An 18920-nucleotide genomic window follows, 5' to 3' on the forward strand; every position below is an offset into this window, starting at 1 on the left:
AGACGCCGCCCGTGTTGACCTCCCGAGGGCGTGCGGCTGCGGCAGTATGGGCCGATGCAGAAAGACGTCGACGACCTCGTCGACCTCCTCGACCTCGAGGCGATCGAGGTCAACATCTTCCGGGGTGTCTCGCCCGACGAGAACCGTCAGCGCATCTTCGGCGGCCAAGTCGCCGGTCAGGCGCTCGTCGCCGCGGCGCGCACCGTGGACGACGACCGGCCCGTCCACTCGCTCCACGCCTACTTCCTGCGACCGGGTGACCCGACCGTGCCGGTGCTCTACGAGGTGGACCGCATCCGCGACGGCCGCTCGTTCACCACCCGTCGCGTCGTCGGCATCCAGCACGGCCGGGCGATCTTCAACCTCGCCGCGTCGTTCCACATCGACGAGTCCGGCCTCGAGCACCTCGAGCCGATGCCGGACGTCCCCGCCGCGGATGACCTGCCGACCCGAGCCGACCGGTTCGCCGCGGCGGGCATCGACGACCCGTTCCCCGATCAGCCCCACCCCCTCGACATCCGCTACATCACCAAGAGTCCGCTCCAGCGGCGTGAACCCCTGCCGCCGGTGCAGCAGGTGTGGTTCCGCGCCGACGGGCGGCTGCCGGACAATCAGGTCCTCCACACCTGCCTGCTCACCTATGCGTCGGACATGACCCTGCTCGACACGAGCCTCCTCCCCCACGGCACCGGCTCCATCGAGGGTGGGATCCAGATGGCGAGTCTCGATCACGCCATGTGGTTCCACGGCACCTTTCGGGCCGACGAGTGGTTGCTCTACGACCAGCACACCCCAGCCGCGACGGGCGCCCGCGGGCTCGCCACGGGTCGGGTCTTCACCCACGACGGCCGGCTCATCGCCAACGTCGTGCAGGAAGGCCTCATCCGGCGGACCGTGGCCTCGTCGTGACGCATCGCCGCCGTCTCGCCCTCATCGCCGCGTTCGCCCTCGCCGCAGCCGCGTGCAGCGACGACGCACCGGGTCCGGCCGAGCCGTCGAACACCACCATTCCGGTGGTCACGACGACGGGGGGCGCCGCCCCGGCCGACGAGAGCACGTCCACGACATCGACGCCCGCGACCACCACGACCGCCGATCCGCGGTCGGTGAACGGTGATCTCACCACTGCTGCGGTCGCCGTCGAGAACGTCGGCACCTACCGCGCCCCGATCGACACGACCGTGGCGCCCAACGGCGAGGTCTGGCTCGCCCTGCGGGCCGGCCAGATCGTCGTGCTCGATCCGGACACGGGCGAGATCGGCGAACCGATCGTCGACATCAGCGCGGAGACGACGGTCGCGTCCGAGCGCGGCCTGCTCGGGCTCGCGGTCGACGACGAGGCGCTCTACGTCAACTTCACGGACCGCGACGGCAACACCAACATCGACGCCTTCCTGCTGGCCGACGGTCGCCCGGGCGACCGTCACCACCTGCTCACGATCGACCAGCCGTTCTCCAACCACAACGGGGGCGCACTCGCCATCGGCCCGGACGGGCACCTCTACATCGGGGTCGGTGACGGTGGCAGCGCCAACGACCCGCTCGAGGCCGGGCAGGACCCGAACCAGATCCTCGGGTCGATCCTGCGCATCGACCCGACGCCGGGCGGCGACCGGCCCTACGAGATCCCCGCCGACAATCCGTTCGCCTCCGGCGAGGACGGCGCCCCCGAGATCTTCATGACCGGGCTTCGCAATCCCTGGCGGATCTCGTTCGACCCGGTCACCGACGACTTCTGGATTGCCGATGTCGGCCAGAACGAGTGGGAGGAGATCAACCTCCTGCTCGGGGCCAACGGGTGGGGCGTCGGCGCCAACCTCGGGTGGGACAACCGGGAGGGCACCCACCGGTTCGAGGGCGAACGACCGGAGGGCAACGTCGACCCGGTCTACGAGTACCCCCACGACGGCGGCCCGCCGAGCGGCTGCTCGATCAGTGGGGGCGTCGTCTACCGGGGCCTCGCCATTCCGGAACTCGTCGGCGCCTATGTGTTCGGCGACTACTGCCGGTCCACGGTGTGGGCGATCGCGATCCAGGACGGTGCGGTCGTCTTCCGGGACCTCGGCGGCGACATCGAACGGCTCGTCGGCATCACGACCGACGCGCAGGGCGAACTGCTGGCCATCACGCTGTCGGGTGCCATCGAACGCATCGTGCCGGCGTGACCCGACAGGCGGCGGCCGCCACGCTCGTGGGCTTGGCGCTGGTCGCCGGCGGGTGCTCGGGCACCGACCGGCCCGAGCTGACCGACACGACCTTGCCGCCGACCACGAGCGCGGCATCCACGACATCGACCACCACGGCGACCTCGACGACTGAGCCGCCGTCCGCTCACCCGGCGGCCCCGAACGGCCGCGTCTACCCGTCGGTTCCGGGGGATGCCGAGGAGGCCGCCGGCCGGCTCTACGAGCTCGAGGATCTGCTCGACACCACCGATCCGAACGGGCCGGAGTGGCCGGATCTCGCCCACGAACAGCAGATGCTCTATCGCGTGATCGGCCGCGATCTGGAGTGGATCGCCATCACGTTGGACGGGGCGCCGGAGGAGCATCGCTGGGTGATCGAACGCCACCTCGCCGCTCGCCGCGCCATCGCGGACATCGGCGGCGGGTCCGGCGAACCTCCGCAGAACGCGCCGGCATGGGAGATCATCGAGCCGCTGTCGGCGGAGGAACTCCGCGCCCTCTACGAAGAGGCCGAGGCCGACACGGGCGTCCACTGGAGCTTCCTGGCGGCGATCAACCTGCTGGAGACGGGCTTCGGTCGCATCGACGGCCTGTCGACGGCCGGCGCCCAGGGGCCGATGCAGTTCCTGCCGACGACGTGGGAAGAGGTGAGCGACGGCGACATCGACGATCCCGCCGACGCCATCCCCGCGGCGGCGCGATATCTCGTGCGCCGGGGCGGGCCCGACGACATGCACCGGGCGCTGTGGGGCTACAACAATTCGGACGCCTACGTCGCCGCCGTCACCCACTACGCGACGCTGTTCGCCGCCGACGATCGCTCGTTCCTCGCCGCGCACGACTGGGAGATCCACTACTCGGCCGCGATCGGCGATCTGTGGTTCCCCGTCGGGTACCGCCTCGAGGAGCCACAGCCGACGTCGGACTATCTCGAGGACGCGCCCTGGTCGGCGCCACCGCCGCGCTCCTGACCTCTACGCTCGGCCCATGGTCGACACCTACATCGCCACGGAAGTCACGGACGAACTGCGCGAGGCGATGGACCGCCTGGTCCCCCAGCTCTCGAAGTCGAACCCGCCGCCGACGAACGAGGCACTCCAGGAGATGATCGACTCCGACGCGTCGATCCTGTTCATGTGCCGCGACGAGACCGGGATCCTCGGCACGCTCACGCTCATCCTGTTCCGGATCCCCACCGGCATCCGGGCGTGGATCGAGGACGTCATCGTCGACGAAGCCGCCCGCGGCAAGGGCGTGGGCCGCATCCTGAACGAGGCGGCGATCGAGCACGCCTTCGCCAACGGCGCCATCACCGTGGACCTCACCTCGCGCCCGTCACGCGAAGCCGCCAACCGCCTCTACCAGCGCATCGGCTTCGTCCAGCGCGACACCAACGTCTACCGCTACGCCCCACCCGACCAACTCCAGAGTTGAGACACCCGGGGTCAGAGTCCCGTCCCATCTCGCCGAAGAAAGTGGGACGGGGCTCTGACCCCGGCGTCTCAACTAGGCGGGGAGGAGGACGGACTGGATCTCGGTGAAGGGGCCGAAGCCCTCGGGGCCGAGCTCGCGGCCGATGCCGGACTTCTTGAAGCCGCCGAACGGGCTGGCCATGTCGAGGATCGCGGCGCTGTTGACGGCGACCACGCCGGTGCGGATCTGGCCGGCGATCGTGGCCGCCCGGTCGAGATCCTGGGTCCACACCGAACCGCTGAGGCCGTAGTCCGAATCGTTCGCGATCACGATCGCCTCGTCCACGGTGTCGTAGCCGATGCACGACAGCACCGGCCCGAAGATCTCCTCGCGAGCGATGGTCATGTCGTTCGTGACATCGCGGAACACGGTCGGCTCGACGTAGAAGCCGGTCTCGAACTGGGACGCGAGGTTGCCGCCCGTGACCGCGACCGCGCCGGCATCCTTGCCGGCCTGGAGGTAGCCGGCGACCTTGTCGTGCTGACGCTTCGCGACGAGCGGGCCGAGCACGATCTCGGGATCCGTCGGGTCACCGTAGGGCAGCGCCGCGACCGCCGCGCCGAGCGCCTCGGTGATCTCGTCGTAGCGCGTGTTGGGCACGAGGATGCGGGTCTGCGCGCCGCAGGCCTGGCCCGTGTTGAGCATGCCGGACATCACGAGGTCGCCCATGACCGCGTCGAGGTCGACGTCGTCCAACACGATCGCGGCGGACTTCCCGCCGAGCTCGAGCGTGCACCGCTTGATCTGCTCGCCGCAGATCGACGCGACGATCGACCCGGTCAGCGCCGACCCGGTGAAGCTCACCTTGTCGATGTCCGGGTGACGCACGAGGTACTCGCTGCCGACCCGGTCGGCGGACACGACGTTGACGACTCCCGGCGGTAGCCCCGCCTCCGCCGCGCACTCCCCGATCAGGTGGCCGTGCAGGGGCGTCTCCGGTGCGGTCTTGAGCACCATCGTCGAACCGGTCGCGATGACCGGGCCGAGCTTCATGGCGGCGATGAACAGCGGCACGTTCCACGGCACGACGCCCGCACACACGCCGACCGGCTGCTTGTTGACCAGCACCCGCTGACCGAGCGAACCCTGACGCTGTTCCTGCCAGGCATAGTTCTTGCCGACGTTGACGTACTGGTCGAGCACCATCGTCGATGCGAAGACCTGCATCATCATCGACTGGGTGGTCGGCGTGCCGACCTCGGCGGTGATCACGTCGGCGAACTCCTGGGCCCGGCCCTGGATCGCCTGGGAGAACCGGCTGAGTGCCTCGACCCGCTCGTCGGGCGTCCACTGTCGCCACTCGCCGTTGAACGCCGCCACGGAGCTGGCGACCGCCCGGTCGATGTCCGCCGGGCCGCAATCCGGCACGCTGCCGATCGTCCGCTCCGTCGCCGGATTGATCACCTCGATGCGGTCGCCGGTCGTGGCCGCGACATGGTCGTTGTCGATGAAGATCGTGGTCTGCTCGTCCATGCCGCGACAGTAGTGACACGTTCCCGTCGTGCCCATTTGGGGGCGCCCGGGAAAGATTTTCGAAAGATGTCAGTTGGATGACGGAACAGGCGGCCGGAGACCGGCTATCGTGTCTTCGGCGGGATGGGCGCTCTCCCCCCAACGGGCGACCCAACAGGAGTTTTCACCGTGAATCTCAAGGATCAGAGCAGTGGCTACGTCCTCGCCAACGGCGTCGACCGGGCGACCGCCGATGAGTTACGAAAAAGCAACGAGGGCGTCGTCGTGAGCCGCAATGTCGATGGCACGTACCGCGTCACGAGAGGACGCTGACCAGCCCTCGGCGCCGATAGCGTTGCCGTCGTGTCGACGCACGCCGAATCCCCTGCGCATGTCCGCTGGCTCGCCAACGTCCCCGAGCTGCGATCTCCCATCCTGATCACGGCCTTCGAAGGCTGGAACGATGCGGGCGACGCCGCCAGCATCGCGGCCGGTCATCTGGCCGATCGCTGGGACAGCTCGGCGCTCGCCGAGATCGACGCCGAGTTCTTCTACGACTTCAGCACCACGCGTCCGCTCGTCCAGCTCGACGACGAACGCCGGCGCTCGCTCACCTGGCCGACGAACATGTTCCGCGCCTGCCGGGTCGCCGGCGCGAAACGCGACGCCATCGTGCTGATCGGCCTCGAGCCGCAGCTGCGCTGGCGCACGTTCTGTGAGCAGGTGCTCGCCACGGCCCGGGCCCTCGACGTCAGCCAGATCATCACCCTCGGCGCACTGCTGGCCGATGTCCCCCACTCCCGCCCGGTCGAGGTCTACGGATCGTCCGAGCACGAGGGCCTGAGGCGCGAGCTCGACCTCGAACCCTCCACCTACGAGGGGCCGACCGGCATCGTCGGCGTGCTGTCCTCGATGTGTCGCGAGGCGGAGATCCCGACCGCATCGGTGTGGGCCGCCGTGCCCTCCTACGTGCCGGGTGCCCCGTCACCCAAGGCCGCCCTCGCGCTGGTCGAGCGGGTGTGCGACGTGATGAGCACCTCCGTGTACTCCACCGATCTCGAGATCGCCGCCGCAACCTACGAACGCCAGGTCGATGAGCTCGTCGCCGAGGACGAGGACACCGCGGGCTATGTCGCCGACCTCGAAGAGGCCTGGGACGAAGCCGAGGAGAGCGACGAGGAGATCATCGAGGAAGAGGAACTCGACGACGACCCCGAGACCCTCCTCGCCGAGGTCGAACAGTTCCTCCGCGACAACGAGTGACGCGTCAGCGGCACGAGTCGACCAACAACGAGTGACGCGTCAGCACCTCACCCCCTTGCGTTCTGGGTGAACATACGGTCGAAATCCGCGCCCCCGTTCACCCAGAACGGGGGAGGTGGGTGTCGACCCAGGTGATCATCTCGTCGATGATCGTCATGCGAGAGGGCTCGTTGTAGATCTCGTGGCGCAGGCCCGGGTAGACGATCCGGGTGACGTTGTCGAGGGTCTCGAAGATCTCGGAGGCCTCGACGGGGACGAGTCGGTCATCGGCGCCGTGCTGGACGAGCGTGGGCATGGTGACGTTGGCGATGCCCTCGCGGGCCTCCTGGATCGCCTTCATCAGCTCCCACCCGAGACGGGCCGTGGGGAACGGCACGCGGTACGGATCCGCATAGAAGACCTCGCCGACCGTCTCGTCGGTCGACAACAGCGCCGGGTCGCCGGGCTCCTTGATCTCGATCGTCGGCATGATCCGACCGATGAGCGGCGCCGCGACCCGCAGATGGGTCGGGATCTCGGCGCCGAGCGCGGGACCGGACAGCACGAGCAGATCGGGCTGCGTCCGCTGGTCGACCACATAGCGGGTCGCCATGAGACCGCCCATCGAGTGGCCGAGAAGCACCGTGGGGATCCCGAGAGCGCTCAGCTCGGTCATGTGGTCCTCGACGTCGTCGGTGAACTGGGACCAGCGGTCACAGTGACCGCGCCGACCACCGCTGCGGCCGTAGCCGCGATGGTCGATGGCGACGACGTCGTAGCCGGCGTCGGCCATGCGCCGTCCGACGTGTTCGTAGCGGCCGCTGTGCTCCGCAATGCCGTGCAGCAACAGGACCGCGGCCTTCGCCTCGCCGCTCGGCTGCCAGCGACGACGCAACTGCACGAGGCCATCGCGGGTGGTGCCGTGGTCGACGGTCGATGTGACGGGTTCGTACGCAGTGGGCGTGGTCACTCGTGATCTCCAGGTTCACCCCGCCACGGGGGCGTGCGGGGACGGTCGAACTGTACGGCCAGATCGTCGCCGCGGATCGCGGCGAATGCCTGATCCGCCCACAGGTCCGCGTTGGCGACGGGTTCGGGCAAGGCGTCGCGGCGGAACCATCCGACATCGCGACACTCGAGCGGGTGGGGGGTGAGTTCCCCGCCGGTCATCCGGCAGTGGAACACGAGGGAGACGAGGGGAATGCGGGTGAAGCCGCGACGCTGGCCGTCGAGGATGGCGATCGGACGGACGACCTCGCACTCGATCCCGGTCTCCTCCCAGACCTCCTTCACGACGACCTCCGCCGGCGAGTAGCCCACGTCGGCCCAGCCGGTCGGGTAGAGCCACACACCCGAGTCGGCCCGCTGGATCATCAGGAGCTCGCCGTCGTCGTTACCGACCACGGCGCCGACCGTGATCTTCGGCGTGACGTAACCCGCCACGCCGGAGCCGACCCGGTCGAGCCACTCCTGGACCTGTTCCTCGGGATGGAACCCGCCCTCGACATGGGACCGGATGTCGGCCGCAACCGCGAGTACTTCCTCGAAGCGCTCGCGCTCGTAGAGATTGTCGGTGAAGCCAAGCCCGGTGCGAGCCGTGGCCGACAGGGTCTCGGCCCAGCGCAACAGCTCGCGCTCCGTGGCGCGGCGAGGCGCAGGGGAATCGGTCACAGCTCGAACCCTACGCTCAGTCCGGAGACCCGACGACCGATGGGAGGGGATGTCCGCAAGCTACGAGGCCGCGCATCGGGCCCGCATGATCCAACGGGCCCGCATCCCGTTGCGGTTGGCGATCCCCGTGACCTCGGTGATGGCGGTCGGCGTGCCCCTGACGATGGGGCTCTGGCTGATCGCCTTCGGCGGCGCCGCTGCGGTCGTCATCCTCGCGTTCGCTGTCGTCGCGATGGAGCGCGGCGGCGAAGGTTTCGAGCAGTGCCTCCACATCCTGAACGCCATCGTGCTCTCCCTCGTCGCGCTCGCCGTGTTCCAGATGGACATCACCCCGGTGATCGCCGTCTACTTCCCGCTCCTGCTGCTGCTCACGACCGCGTACACGCTCGGTGCCCGCCAGGCGGTCCTGTGGGGGGTGCCCAGCATCGTCCTCGTGATCATGACCACGCTCGGGCCGGCACCGGAGCCCCGTGAGATCTCGAACATCGCGACGCTGGTCGTGCGCATCGGCGTGTTGGGCTCGGTGCTCGTCTTCGGTGTGTTCACCCGTCGGTCCCACGACCATCAGGCCCGCGAGCTCGACCGGCTCGCCAACACGGACACGCTCACCGGTCTCGCGAACCGCATGGCCTTCGATCGAGAGCTCGGGGCGGCGCTGGCCCGCGCCGATCGATCCGGGGCCACCGGCGCGGTCGTCTTCGTGGACATCGACGGCATGAAGATGGTGAACGACACCTACGGGCACGGCGTCGGCGACCGCTTCCTGTGCGAGATCGCCGAACGGATCAACGCCGTCACCCGCTCGATCGACACTCCCGCCCGGATCGGCGGCGACGAGTTCGTCATCCTGCTCCCCGAGGTCAATCCGGCGACGGGCAGCGGGGCGTTCACCGCGAAGCTGATGGCCAACCTGACGCATCCGTGGCGCTGGGCGTCATTCGAGCTCTGCCCCGCCGCAAGCATCGGCGTGACCACCTTCAGCAGCGGCGACTCGGCCGACAAGGTGCTGCGCCGGGCCGATCACGCCATGTACGAGGCGAAGCACGCCGGGGGCGGGCACGTGGTCGAACACGCCGCGGAACTCGAGCGATAACCGCGGCGTCCGGCTCCGGGGCGCCGCATTCCGGGGAACGCTGTAGCGCGGATCGGCGTCGAATCGGTTAGACGGGTGACGATGGACGCAGCCGGCGACAGCAAGGGATTCGAGCAGTTCGTGCTCGAGGTCGAACCACAGCTGCGCCGCGCCCTCGCGGGTCATCTCGCGGACGGCACGGTGGCCGATGCCGTCGCCGCCGCGCTCGCATACGCCTGGGAGAACCGGGATCGGGTGCTCGCGATGGAACGTCCCGCCGGCTACCTCTACCGGGTGGCGCAGTCCAGCGCCCGTCGTCGCAAGCAGGGTTGGCTGCCGTGGTCAGGGGAGAACGATCTTCCCGACGTCGAGCCGGGCCTCCCCGACGCGCTCGCCGCACTCCCGGCCGGTCAGGCCCGGGCGGTGTGGTTGGTGACGGCCTGCGGGTGGACACACACCGAAGCCGCCGACGCCCTCGGCGTCTCCGCGTCGACCATCTCGACCCAGGTCAACCGAGCCCTGCACAAACTGCGAACGAGCTTGGGAGTGATGACCGATGGGTGACCTCGACGACCAACTGCGCCACCTCGCCGAGCGGCGCGCCGACCGGACACCGGTGACGAGAGCTGCCGACGCGATGTCGGCCCCCGCGCGGCGCGCGCCGCGCTGGGGTTACGCGGCCGTTGCTGCAGCGCTCGTGGCGATCGCCGGCATCGGGTTCGCGGCATTCGGCGATGATGGGCCGGACGTGCGCGCCGACGACCGCAACGACGAGGTCGCGATGCTGCAGCATCTGACGATCTCCTCGTTGGGTGTGGAGCTGGACGTGCCCGCCTCGTGGGTGCCATCCGTCGGGGAAGATACGTTCCAGGCAGAGGGCGACGACGGCTACGTCGAACTCGAACTCCGGCCACCGTCCGGGGACGCCACCTTCGACGCGGTGACCGTCGACGGCGAAACGGGACGGCGGCGTGTCGATGCAGCCGGCAATGTCACGATCGAGGTCGACCGCCCGAATCTCACGACTCGCGACGTGCTCCACTTCCCGCTCTGGATCACGGGCACGCCGGCGCACATCGACGCGATCGTGGAGTCGATCCGGTGGCTGCCACCGGAGGAGCCGGCCCAGGCCGAGACGACGACCGTCGACGCGGTCGACTTCGGGGTGCGCATCGAGATCCCCGCCCACTGGGAGCCGATCGAGGACGGCCGCACGTGGGGCGGAGACGACGGCTGGGTGGCGGTCGACGTCCTCCCCAGCACGGACGTCGGCCCGTTCCTCGACAGTCTCGGCGTCACCGAGGACGAGGTCGACATCGGCGACACGACCGTCCTGGGGAGCACCGCCACCCTCGTCACCACCCGCGATGCGATCGAGCTCGAATTCGGAACGTTCGCGGTGAGCGGCGCGATCGTCCCCACCCCCGCGCCGGTTCTCCAGCACGACGAGGCGTGGGACCAGATCGTGATCGGGGGCGATGCCGACCATCTCGCCGACATCCTGGCCAGCGCGGAATGGATCGGCTCGACCGGACCGACGCCACCGCCCACCGATGGCGAGCGCCTCGACGTCGAGGCGCCCGACCCGGCGGCGACCTACGACCTCGTGGCCGGCACCAGCGAGGGCGTGGAGTTCCGCGACCTGCACAGCAACCGAGTCGACCGGATGCTCGTGGGGCCGACGCAACTCGCGTTCTACGTCGGCGGCTACGTCGTGCACGAGGCGGACGACGAAAGCCACAGCGCGCCGCCGATCACCGTGTGGCACGAGGCCGGCAGCTACGTCATCGATCTCGGCGACGGGTTCCGCCAGACCCAGCTGCGCGACGTTGCGCTGGTCGACGGCGTGGCGAAGGCGCTCGTGACGAAGCAGACCGGCGCGACCATCGAGGACTGGGTGGACGACCTGCTGATCGTCGATCTCGCGACCGGAGACGTCGAGCGCCTCACCGCAGCCGGAAGTTGGGAGGTCGGGGCGAGCGCCGTGCGTTTCGCCGACGGCGCCATCGCCATGGCGATGGGACTCGGCGGTGAGACCTGGATCGAGGTGATCGACCACGATGGCGACCCGCTCTGGCGTACGGAGCCGTCGATCGAGGAACCAGGCCTGCTGTGGACGCGGGGCGACATCGCCACGGCCTACGACGCGAGGGTCACGCCGACGGGTGAACGGTCGATCGAGCTCGTCTCGTACGACCTCCAGACCGGCGACGAGGTCGTCCGGACCCTCCGGCAACTGTCCGTCGAACCGGGCACCGACCTCGCCGACGGCTGGTGTCGTCGGGCCGTTGCCTACCAGGACATCGCGTGTCAACAGTCCGGCGGTCCACCGATCTACGTCGCGCTCGACCTCGGCCTGATCCATCCCGGGCCCGAGCCCGGCCTCACCGAAGGCGCGCCAACCACCGTCGATCGTGAGGTCAGCGCGACGTTCCCGGACCGCCACCCGTGCGGCCTCGGCGGCGGCAGCGGCCCGGGGGACGTGCTGTCGTCCACGGAGATCGCACTCGACAACGGTCTCACCATGACGGTCTGGGTCTGGACCGATTGGCGAGCAGCCGATGACGTCCGGGTGATGATGCAGGGCAACCTTCCCGACTGGCGTTCCCCGGCCATCGAGATCGGCCGATTCACCGACGTGACGCAGCCGGTCACGGTCACTCCGCTGGAGGCCGATTCGCCCTTCGCCGATCGAGGGGTCCTCTCCATCTTCGTGCCCGACGAGATCTCCACGGCGCAGACGCCGACCGGCTTCTCCGCGATCGTCGACTTCGATGGCTGTGAGCTCGTTGTCACGAGCTCCGGCATCGTCAACTGACCGGTCGGAACGCCCTCAGGCGTCGGCGGCGATCGCAGTCAGGATCGCGAGCTCGATCTCGCGCTGATAGCTGTCCTCGACGATCTTCTCGCCGTTCGGGTCGAGGACGTAGAACGAGTCGACCACGTCGTCGCCGAGGGTCTGCACCTTGGCCGTGTAGATGTCGAGGTCGAGATCCGCGATCGCCCGGGTGATCCGGTAGAGCAGGCCGATGGAGTCCGGGCCGCGCACCTCGAGCACCGTGTAGGTCGACGACAGTTCGTTGTCGAGGATCACCTGCGGGTCGCTGAGCCGGGCGGTGGTCACCTTCTGATACCGATAGTTGCGGGCCCGCTGGATCAGGCGGGCTCGGACGGCGAGGCGACCGCGCAGGGCACGGCGCACGTCCTCCTCCACCTGCTTGGGACGTTCGTCGAGCCCGATGCCACCGCCGACCCGCAGCACCTCGAGGGCGCGGCCGCCTTCGGTGTGGAGCTGCGCCTCGAGGATGTCGACGCCGTGGAGGGCGAGCGCCCCGGCGACGCGGGAGAAGGTGCCACGGCGGTCCTCGGTCATCACGGTGAGCTCGTGACCGCGCAGCTCGACGTTCTCCTCCCCCGCGAGCAGCCGGTCGAGCAGGTCCGGCGACGGGAAGGCGGACGGCACGACGTTGCCGCCGCTCTGCAGATAGTGACTCGTGCGGGTGACGAGGTCCCTGACCAGCTCGGCCTTCCAGCCGTTCCAGGCGGACTGGCTCGTGGCGATCGAGTCCGCTTCGGTGAGTGCGCCGAGCAGCTCGAGGGTGGTGACCGACTCGATCTCCTCGGCGACGAAGCGGATCGTGTCCTCGTCCTCCAGGTCGCGCCGCGAGGCGACATCGGGCAGGAGCAGGTGATGACGGACGAGCGCGGCGAGCACCTCGACGTCGGCCGGCGGATAGCCCATGCGTTGGGCGATGCGACGCACGAGGTCGACGCCCACCTCGGAGTGGTCGCCCGGATACCCCTTGCCGATGTCGTGGAAGAGCCCACCGAGGACCAGCAGGTCCGGGCGTTCGACGCGATCGGCGATGCTGGCGGCCTCCGCGGCAGCCTCCATGAGGTGCCGGTCCACGGTGTAGCGGTGGTAGGCGTTGCGCTGGGGACGGCTGCGGTTCGGCGCCCACTCCGGCAACAGGCGCGAGAGCAGGTCGACCTGGTCGAGCGCTTCGAGCGTGCGGATCGATTCGAAGCCGAGCAGCAACAGGTCGACGAGCACCTCACGGGCCTCGTCCGGCCAGGGATCCGGCAGGTGCGGGGAGTTGTCGGCGAGGCGGTCGAGCACGGACCGCTCGATGAACACGTCCTCGCGCGCGGCGATGTGGGCGACCCGCAACGGCAGGACCGGGTCGGTCGCGACCGGAGCGTCCTCCACGAGGTGGAGTGTCTCGTCGACGATGCGGATGCCGTGGCCCATCTCCCGCACCTTCGAGCGCCAGCGGCGGCGGTTGCTGCGCAGATGCATCCGGTGGAGGACGGCGTCGGTGATCCACGCGACCGTGCGGGCCGCTTGGGAGACGTCGGCCATGAGATCGTCGGCATCGCCGTAGCCGAGAGCGGCCGCGACGTCGTCCTGGTCCTGCAGGAGCAGCACGTTCGAGTGGCGCCCGGTCGAACGGTGGAGCTCGACGCGGGCCGAGAGAATCGTGTCGTGGGGACCGACGAGGCCCTGGCGTTCGGACTCCTCCATGAGCCCGTCGTCGGCCAGGTCGATCCAGTGCAGGGCGTGGACGTCGCGCAGACCACCGCGCGAGAGCTTGAGATCGGGCTCGAGGAGGAACGCGACCTCGCCCGCCTCCGCGTGGCGCTGCTTCGTCCCCTCGGCGATCAGGGTGAGCATCCGGTCGGCGTTGTCGTGCCACTGGGCACGGGACTTCGTGGCGAGCTCCTCGACGAGCCGGGGATCGCCGCCGATCAGTCGGATGTCGAGCAGGGAAGTGGCCGTGTCGAGATCGGACGACGCGAGATCGAGGGCCTCGTCCACGGTGCGCACGGCGTGGCCGAGCTTCATGCCGGTGTCCCAGATCGGGTACCAGATGCGCTCCGCCACCTCGGCGACGTGGCCCGAGTCGTTGTGGATGAGCAGCAGATCGAGGTCCGACCCCATGCTGAGATCGCCGCGCCCGTAGCCACCGACCGCCGCCAGGGCAACGCCCTCCATCTCGCCGACGCCGCCGACGACATCCTGCAGCCACGCGTCGATCTCGGCGGTGTAGGCGCGCGACAGCCCGGTGCCGACGAGGGACGAGTCGGCGAGAACCGCCGACGTGGCAGGGATGGCGTTCATGGCAGTTCCATTACATCAGCCCGACAACGAGAAAGTACGGGGGTCAGACCCCCGTACTTTCTCAGAGCCCCGTGCATTCTCGAGAAGGTACGGGGGTCTGACCCCGGCGTACTTTCTCAGTCGAGGTAGGCGGTTTCGGCGTGTTGGGTCTGGTCGAGGCCGGTGATCTCGTCCTCGTCCGACGCCCGGAGGCCCATGACCGAGTCGAGCACCTTCGCGATGGCGTAGGTGACGGCGAACGAGAACGCCATCACCGACACGATCGCGATCACCTGACTGAGGACCAGGGCGCTGTCCCCGAAGAACACCCCGTCGACACCGTTGATCCGCGAGTCGGCGAAGAAGCCGAGCAGCACGCCACCGACGATGCCGCCGACCATGTGGATGCCGACGACGTCGAGCGAGTCGTCGTAGCCGTATGCGGTCTTGAGCTGGATGGCGAAGTAGCAGCACACGGAGGCGACGGCACCGAAGATGATCGGCGAGAGCCCGCCGACATAGCCGGCCGCCGGCGTGATGGCCACGAGGCCGGCAACGACACCCGAGGCACCGCCCAGCGTCGTCGCGTGGCCGTCGCGCACCTTCTCGATGAGCAGCCAGGCGATCATGCCGGCCGAAGCCGCCACGAACGTGTTGAGCAGTGCCTGCACCGCGACACCGTCGGCCGCACCGGCCGAGCCGGCGTTGAAACCGAACCAGCCGAACCAGAGGATGCCCGCACCGAGCATGACGAACGTGAGGTTGTGGGGCGGCATCGCGGTGTCGGGCCAGCCCTTGCGCTTGCCGAGGACCAGCACGAGGGCCAGCGATGCGACACCGGCGTTGATGTGGATGGCGGTGCCGCCGGCGAAGTCGATGGCGGCCGGGTCGAGCTTGCTGTGGTGCCAGCCGGTGTACACCCAGTAGGTCACCGGCGTGTAGACGAGGATCGACCAGAGGGGGACGAAGATCGCCCAGGCCGAGAACTTCATGCGGTCGGCCACCGCGCCGGAGATGAGCGCCGGGGTGATGGCCGCGAACGTCATGAAGAACGCCACGCCGATGAGCGCTTCGGGATTGCCGGTCAGGTCCTTCAGGCCGGCGGCGTCGAAGTTGCCGATGATGGCCTCGAGGCCCTCACCGTCGCCGCTGTTGCCCAGCGAGAAGGTGAACAGCACCCACAGCAGCGGCACGATGCCGAGGCAGTAGGTGTTCATGTTGAGCATGTTGAGCACGTTCTTCGAGCGGACCATGCCGCCGTAGAACAACGCGAGTCCCGGCACCATGAACAGCACGAGCGCCGTGCTCATCAACATCCAGGCGGTGTTGCCTTCCATTCGTGTTCCCTCCCCGTGATCGCGGTGTATCCGCGAACGAACGGGGGTCAACGTACGGATCGACTGTTTCCGGATTGTTTCGGGAACCTGATGCGTCTGTTTCTTCGGCCGGGCTCAGTACGGCCAGTCGCGGGTGGTGTGGCCCAAGATCCGCGTCAGCGGATACAGCTTTGCCGTCAGCAGGACCTTGATGATCACGTTGCGGACGAACCAGGGCAGCTGGACGATCTGGCGGAGCAGATTCGTGATCCGTTCGCCACCACCGAGGCGCTCGCGGCGGTACTCCGCCATCGACTGTGACCGGCCGACGTAGCGCCACTCGCCGGACAGGAACCGCGTGGACAGCAGGGCGAGGGTGACCCCGATCGAGCTGAACGAATCGTGGATGAGCAGCACCCCGCCGCCCGAGACCCGGTCGCCCCAGTCCACGATGTCGGCCCGCGCCGGCCCGAAGCGGTGGGCCCCGTCGATGTAGAGCAGGTCGATCTCACCGTCCACGTCGGCGAGGGCTTCGTCACTCATCTTGCGGACATGGTCGACCCGGTCGCGCACGCCGGCCCGCGTGAGGTTCGCGTTGTAGACGCTGTGGTCGTCGTCGCCGCGTTCCTGATCCGCTTCGATCTCCTGGGGACCGCGATCGCTGCCGGCGTGGGGGTCGATCGACACGATCTCGACCCCGTCCTCTGCGGCCGAGGCGAGCACGATCAGGGACCGGGCCCGAAAGCTGCCGATCTCCACGATGCGGGTGCCGGCGCCGAGATCCGCGGCCCGCTCATAGAGACGCGCGGCCTGGTCGTCGGTCATCCACCCTTCGACGTCGGCGACCGAGGCCAACACGTCGGGAAAGGGAGGTCGGTCGGACACGAGGCAGCAGCCTAGCGACGGGTCAGTCGAGCAGTTCTCCGGCGCGCCGGAAGATCCGCGACCGGGGCACGGCGTCGACACAGCCGGCGGCGAGCGCGCCGTCGAGCGCGTCGGTGTCGACATGGGCGCCGTAGGCGACGACGGGCGGACCGAGCGCGACCAGGGCGCCGAGATCGGCGCCGAGGGCGAGGTCGACGACGATGAGGTCCGCGGCGCCGAGCGCGACGTCGCCCTCGTCGCGCACCACCGTGACCTCCGGCGCGGCGGAGCGGAAGCGCCCGCCGTCCATGAGGTCGCGGGTGAGCACGACGAGCCCGCTCACGTGGCGGCCTCGCGCCGGCGCCGGAGGTGCACATGGGCCCGCGCCGCGCCCCACAGCAGGCCCGGCTCGTGCAACGACTCGTCGATGTCGGCGAACGCGGCCGGGCCGAAGTCGTAGACGTCGTCGCGGAAGTTCTCCTGCGCGAACGCGTCGCGGATCACGGGGGGCACGCCGACCGCGCGCAGGTGTTCGGTCAGTGGTCGGGTCGATGCCCGGATGGCGGCGAGCGGGCTCCCGGCCCCGGCGTCCGGGTCGGCCAGCAGGATGCGCTCCAGCTCGGGGTCGAGCAACGCCAGCACATCGGACACGGCAGCGTCGACCCCATCGGCGGCGACGCCGGCCGCGGCGCAGAGGGCGACCGCACGAGCACGCAACCAGCGCGGCGCCGCGGCCCGCACGCGGGCGAGCAGGTCGGTGGAGATCTCGACGAGGCGCGCCTCGTCGTCAGCCAGCGTCGGCTCCGTGGTCACGGTGGCGAATACTACGGTGACGCCGATGCGACTCACCCTGACGGACGCCGATCAGGCGATGCTCGCCGGTGAGCGCGGCGACGCCACGGCAATGGCCATGCGGGTGGTGACCCGCGTCGCGGACACGATGGAGGCGGCCGAACTGCTCTCGATCGAGGGTGCCCACATCGACAGTTGTCTGTACCTCGGCCAGGCCGGTCTCGACTTCGCGCGGGCACTGGCGGCCGGGGGCGCGCAGGTGTGTGTGCCCACCACCCTCAACGTGTCGTCGCTCGACCTCCTCCATCCGGACCTCTACCGGGGCGACGCCGACGCGGCCGACGACAGCCGGGCACTGATGACCCTCTACGAGGACATGGGCTGCCGGCCGACGTGGACGTGCGCGCCCTACCAGCTCGAGGACCGCCCGGCGTTCGGCCAGCACGTCGCCTGGGCCGAGTCGAACGCCATCGTGTTCGCCAACTCCGTGCTCGGCGCCCGCACCCATCGCTACGGCGACTTCATCGACATCTGCTCGGCGATCACGGGGCGCGCCCCGGCCGCCGGCCTGCACCTGGACGCCAACCGACGGGGCGAGATCGTGTTCCGGCTCGTCGGCGTCCGCGACGAACTGCTGCACCACGACGCGCTCGCGCCGGTGCTCGGCTCCCTCGTCGGGCACCGGGCCGGTGCGCGCGTCCCGGTGATCGTCGGTCTGCCGCCGGAGGTGCCCGAGCACCGGCTGAAGGCGCTCGGCGCGGCGGCCGCGTCGACCGGCGCCGTCGGGCTCTTCCACGCCGTCGGCATCACGCCGGAGGCACCCACCCTCGAGGCCGCGCTCGGCGGACGTCCGCCGACGGCGACCGTCGACATCACGCCCGCCGACCTGCGCGCCGCGCGCGACGCGCTGAGCACCACGGTGGACACGTCCGGCCCGCTCGGCGCGGTCTCGCTCGGCACACCGCACTACTCCGTGACCGAGTTCGGTCGCCTGCGCGATGCCCTCGCCGGGCGGGTCGTGTCACCCGACGTCGAGTGCTTCGTCAACACCGGCCGCGATGTCCTCCACGAGATCTCGCTGCGGGGCTGGCAGGCCGAGCTGGAGCAGGCCGGCGTGCAGATCGTCACCGACACGTGCACCTACATCACGCCGATCATGGCGGACGTCCGCACCTACGCCATGACCGACTCGGCGAAGTGGGCGCACTACGCGCCCGGGAACCTGGGCATCGATGTGGTGTTCGGCAGCGTCGACGACTGCGCCGACTCCGCCGTCACCGGCCGGCTCGTGTTCCGCGACGAGATGTGGGCCGACGCGTGACCGTTCGCCCCCACCGGGTCGTGGTCGCCGGCGAGGCATCCGGCGCCGTGCTCGCCCTCGACGAGCCGGTGAGCTTCTGGGGCGGACTCTGCGCCGAGGACGGTCGCGTGATCGACGAGCACCACCCGCAAATCGGCGCCTGCGTGACGGACACGATCCTGGTGATGCGCAGCGGACGGGGATCGAGCTCGGCGAGCACCGTGCTCGCCGAGATGGCGCGGCTCGGCACCGCCCCCGCCGCGATCGTCATGATCGACGCCGACGAGATCCTCGCCACCGGATCGATCGTCGCCGACGAGCTCTACGGCCGCCCCGTCCCGATCGTCCTCGTCACCGAGGCCGACTACCCCACCATCGCCGCCGCAACCACCGCGACCCTGTCCCCCGACGGCACCCTCACCCCCGCTTCACCTGGGGTCTGACCCCCGCT

At 69.5% G+C, this 18920-nt stretch carries 19 protein-coding genes; 11 read left to right on the plus strand and 8 right to left on the minus strand.

The window, feature by feature from the left end:
- The first annotated feature begins 54 nt into the window (after positions 1 to 54).
- Genes R8F63_14845 through R8F63_14860 form a run of 4 tightly spaced genes read left to right on the plus strand, consistent with a single transcriptional unit; the run spans position 55 to position 3620 of the window.
- Positions 55 to 909, plus strand: coding sequence for an acyl-CoA thioesterase II (locus R8F63_14845; GenBank protein ID MDW3219890.1), 855 nt, complete (start codon positions 55 to 57; stop codon positions 907 to 909).
- Positions 906 to 2165, plus strand: coding sequence for a PQQ-dependent sugar dehydrogenase (locus tag R8F63_14850; GenBank protein ID MDW3219891.1), 1260 nt, complete (start codon positions 906 to 908; stop codon positions 2163 to 2165). The genes R8F63_14845 and R8F63_14850 overlap by 4 nt, the downstream gene beginning before the upstream one ends.
- A complete protein-coding gene (locus tag R8F63_14855) occupies positions 2162 to 3157 on the plus strand; it encodes a transglycosylase SLT domain-containing protein (protein MDW3219892.1) in 996 nt (331 codons plus the stop codon). The genes R8F63_14850 and R8F63_14855 overlap by 4 nt, the downstream gene beginning before the upstream one ends.
- Before the next feature lie 16 nt (positions 3158 to 3173).
- Positions 3174 to 3620, plus strand: a complete 447-nt coding sequence (locus tag R8F63_14860; GenBank protein MDW3219893.1) for a GNAT family N-acetyltransferase — start codon at positions 3174 to 3176, stop codon at positions 3618 to 3620.
- Positions 3621 to 3692: 72 nt separating this feature from the next.
- On the opposite strand, the gene R8F63_14865 is transcribed toward R8F63_14860, so the two are convergent.
- Complete coding sequence (locus R8F63_14865) at positions 3693 to 5132, minus strand: aldehyde dehydrogenase (GenBank protein ID MDW3219894.1); 1440 nt, start codon at positions 5130 to 5132, stop codon at positions 3693 to 3695.
- Between the two features lie 168 nt (positions 5133 to 5300).
- Between R8F63_14865 and R8F63_14870 the strand changes: the two genes are divergently transcribed.
- Both R8F63_14870 and R8F63_14875 read left to right on the plus strand, forming a co-directional pair.
- A complete protein-coding gene (locus R8F63_14870; GenBank protein MDW3219895.1) occupies positions 5301 to 5444 on the plus strand; it encodes a hypothetical protein in 144 nt (47 codons plus the stop codon).
- Between the two features lie 30 nt (positions 5445 to 5474).
- Complete coding sequence (locus R8F63_14875; GenBank protein ID MDW3219896.1) at positions 5475 to 6374, plus strand: PAC2 family protein; 900 nt, start codon at positions 5475 to 5477, stop codon at positions 6372 to 6374.
- Between the two features lie 97 nt (positions 6375 to 6471).
- Here R8F63_14875 and R8F63_14880 read toward each other — a convergent pair whose 3' ends face one another.
- Positions 6472 to 7323, minus strand: coding sequence for an alpha/beta hydrolase (locus R8F63_14880; GenBank protein MDW3219897.1), 852 nt, complete (start codon positions 7321 to 7323; stop codon positions 6472 to 6474).
- Positions 7320 to 8024, minus strand: coding sequence for an NUDIX hydrolase N-terminal domain-containing protein (locus R8F63_14885; GenBank protein ID MDW3219898.1), 705 nt, complete (start codon positions 8022 to 8024; stop codon positions 7320 to 7322). The genes R8F63_14880 and R8F63_14885 overlap by 4 nt, the downstream gene beginning before the upstream one ends.
- Positions 8025 to 8073: 49 nt before the next feature.
- On the opposite strand from R8F63_14885, the gene R8F63_14890 reads away from it, so the two are divergent.
- The 3 genes from R8F63_14890 (at position 8074) to R8F63_14900 (ending at position 11914) form a co-directional block, all read left to right on the plus strand.
- On the plus strand, positions 8074 to 9117 hold the full coding sequence (locus R8F63_14890; protein ID MDW3219899.1) for a GGDEF domain-containing protein: 1044 nt from the start codon (positions 8074 to 8076) through the stop codon (positions 9115 to 9117).
- A gap of 81 nt (positions 9118 to 9198) precedes the next feature.
- A complete protein-coding gene (locus R8F63_14895; protein ID MDW3219900.1) occupies positions 9199 to 9660 on the plus strand; it encodes a sigma-70 family RNA polymerase sigma factor in 462 nt (153 codons plus the stop codon).
- A complete protein-coding gene (locus R8F63_14900) occupies positions 9653 to 11914 on the plus strand; it encodes a hypothetical protein (GenBank protein ID MDW3219901.1) in 2262 nt (753 codons plus the stop codon). Before R8F63_14895 ends, R8F63_14900 begins: the two co-directional genes overlap by 8 nt.
- Before the next feature lie 15 nt (positions 11915 to 11929).
- Here R8F63_14900 and R8F63_14905 read toward each other — a convergent pair whose 3' ends face one another.
- From R8F63_14905 to R8F63_14925, 5 genes are all read right to left on the minus strand, one after another.
- Entirely contained in the window at positions 11930 to 14218 is a 2289-nt protein-coding gene (locus tag R8F63_14905) for a [protein-PII] uridylyltransferase (GenBank protein MDW3219902.1), read from the minus strand.
- Between the two features lie 116 nt (positions 14219 to 14334).
- On the minus strand, positions 14335 to 15534 hold the full coding sequence (locus R8F63_14910; protein MDW3219903.1) for an ammonium transporter: 1200 nt from the start codon (positions 15532 to 15534) through the stop codon (positions 14335 to 14337).
- Between the two features lie 114 nt (positions 15535 to 15648).
- Positions 15649 to 16398: a class I SAM-dependent methyltransferase gene (locus R8F63_14915; GenBank protein MDW3219904.1), complete on the minus strand. Its 750-nt coding sequence runs from the start codon at positions 16396 to 16398 to the stop codon at positions 15649 to 15651.
- A 22-nt stretch (positions 16399 to 16420) separates the two neighbouring features.
- The gene (locus R8F63_14920) at positions 16421 to 16720 is read right to left on the minus strand and encodes a hypothetical protein (protein ID MDW3219905.1); all 300 of its coding nucleotides are present in this window, start codon (positions 16718 to 16720) and stop codon (positions 16421 to 16423) included.
- Complete coding sequence (locus R8F63_14925; GenBank protein MDW3219906.1) at positions 16717 to 17190, minus strand: hypothetical protein; 474 nt, start codon at positions 17188 to 17190, stop codon at positions 16717 to 16719. Before R8F63_14925 ends, R8F63_14920 begins: the two co-directional genes overlap by 4 nt.
- Positions 17191 to 17215: 25 nt before the next feature.
- Between R8F63_14925 and R8F63_14930 the strand changes: the two genes are divergently transcribed.
- Together R8F63_14930 and R8F63_14935 are read left to right on the plus strand one after the other, a co-directional pair.
- Positions 17216 to 18490, plus strand: a complete 1275-nt coding sequence (locus tag R8F63_14930) for an aconitase X catalytic domain-containing protein (protein MDW3219907.1) — start codon at positions 17216 to 17218, stop codon at positions 18488 to 18490.
- Positions 18487 to 18912, plus strand: coding sequence for a DUF126 domain-containing protein (locus tag R8F63_14935; GenBank protein ID MDW3219908.1), 426 nt, complete (start codon positions 18487 to 18489; stop codon positions 18910 to 18912). Before R8F63_14930 ends, R8F63_14935 begins: the two co-directional genes overlap by 4 nt.
- The last annotated feature ends 8 nt before the right edge of the window (positions 18913 to 18920 follow it).

It is taken from the genome of Acidimicrobiales bacterium (assembly GCA_033344915.1).
GTDB lineage: Bacteria > Actinomycetota > Acidimicrobiia > Acidimicrobiales > Aldehydirespiratoraceae > JAJRXC01.

Bases quoted from the DNA above. Each gene is read 5' to 3' on its own strand.
- R8F63_14845 (MDW3219890.1), top strand. From the start codon at position 55: ATGCAGAAAGACGTCGACGACCTCGTCGACCTCCTCGACCTCGAGGCG.
- R8F63_14860 (MDW3219893.1), top strand. From the start codon at position 3,174: ATGGTCGACACCTACATCGCCACGGAAGTCACGGACGAACTGCGCGAG.
- R8F63_14865 (MDW3219894.1), bottom strand. From the start codon at position 5,132: ATGGACGAGCAGACCACGATCTTCATCGACAACGACCATGTCGCGGCC.
- R8F63_14890 (MDW3219899.1), top strand. From the start codon at position 8,074: ATGTCCGCAAGCTACGAGGCCGCGCATCGGGCCCGCATGATCCAACGG.
- R8F63_14895 (MDW3219900.1), top strand. From the start codon at position 9,199: ATGGACGCAGCCGGCGACAGCAAGGGATTCGAGCAGTTCGTGCTCGAG.
- R8F63_14900 (MDW3219901.1), top strand. From the start codon at position 9,653: ATGGGTGACCTCGACGACCAACTGCGCCACCTCGCCGAGCGGCGCGCC.
- R8F63_14905 (MDW3219902.1), bottom strand. From the start codon at position 14,218: ATGAACGCCATCCCTGCCACGTCGGCGGTTCTCGCCGACTCGTCCCTC.
- R8F63_14910 (MDW3219903.1), bottom strand. From the start codon at position 15,534: ATGGAAGGCAACACCGCCTGGATGTTGATGAGCACGGCGCTCGTGCTG.
- R8F63_14930 (MDW3219907.1), top strand. From the start codon at position 17,216: ATGCGACTCACCCTGACGGACGCCGATCAGGCGATGCTCGCCGGTGAG.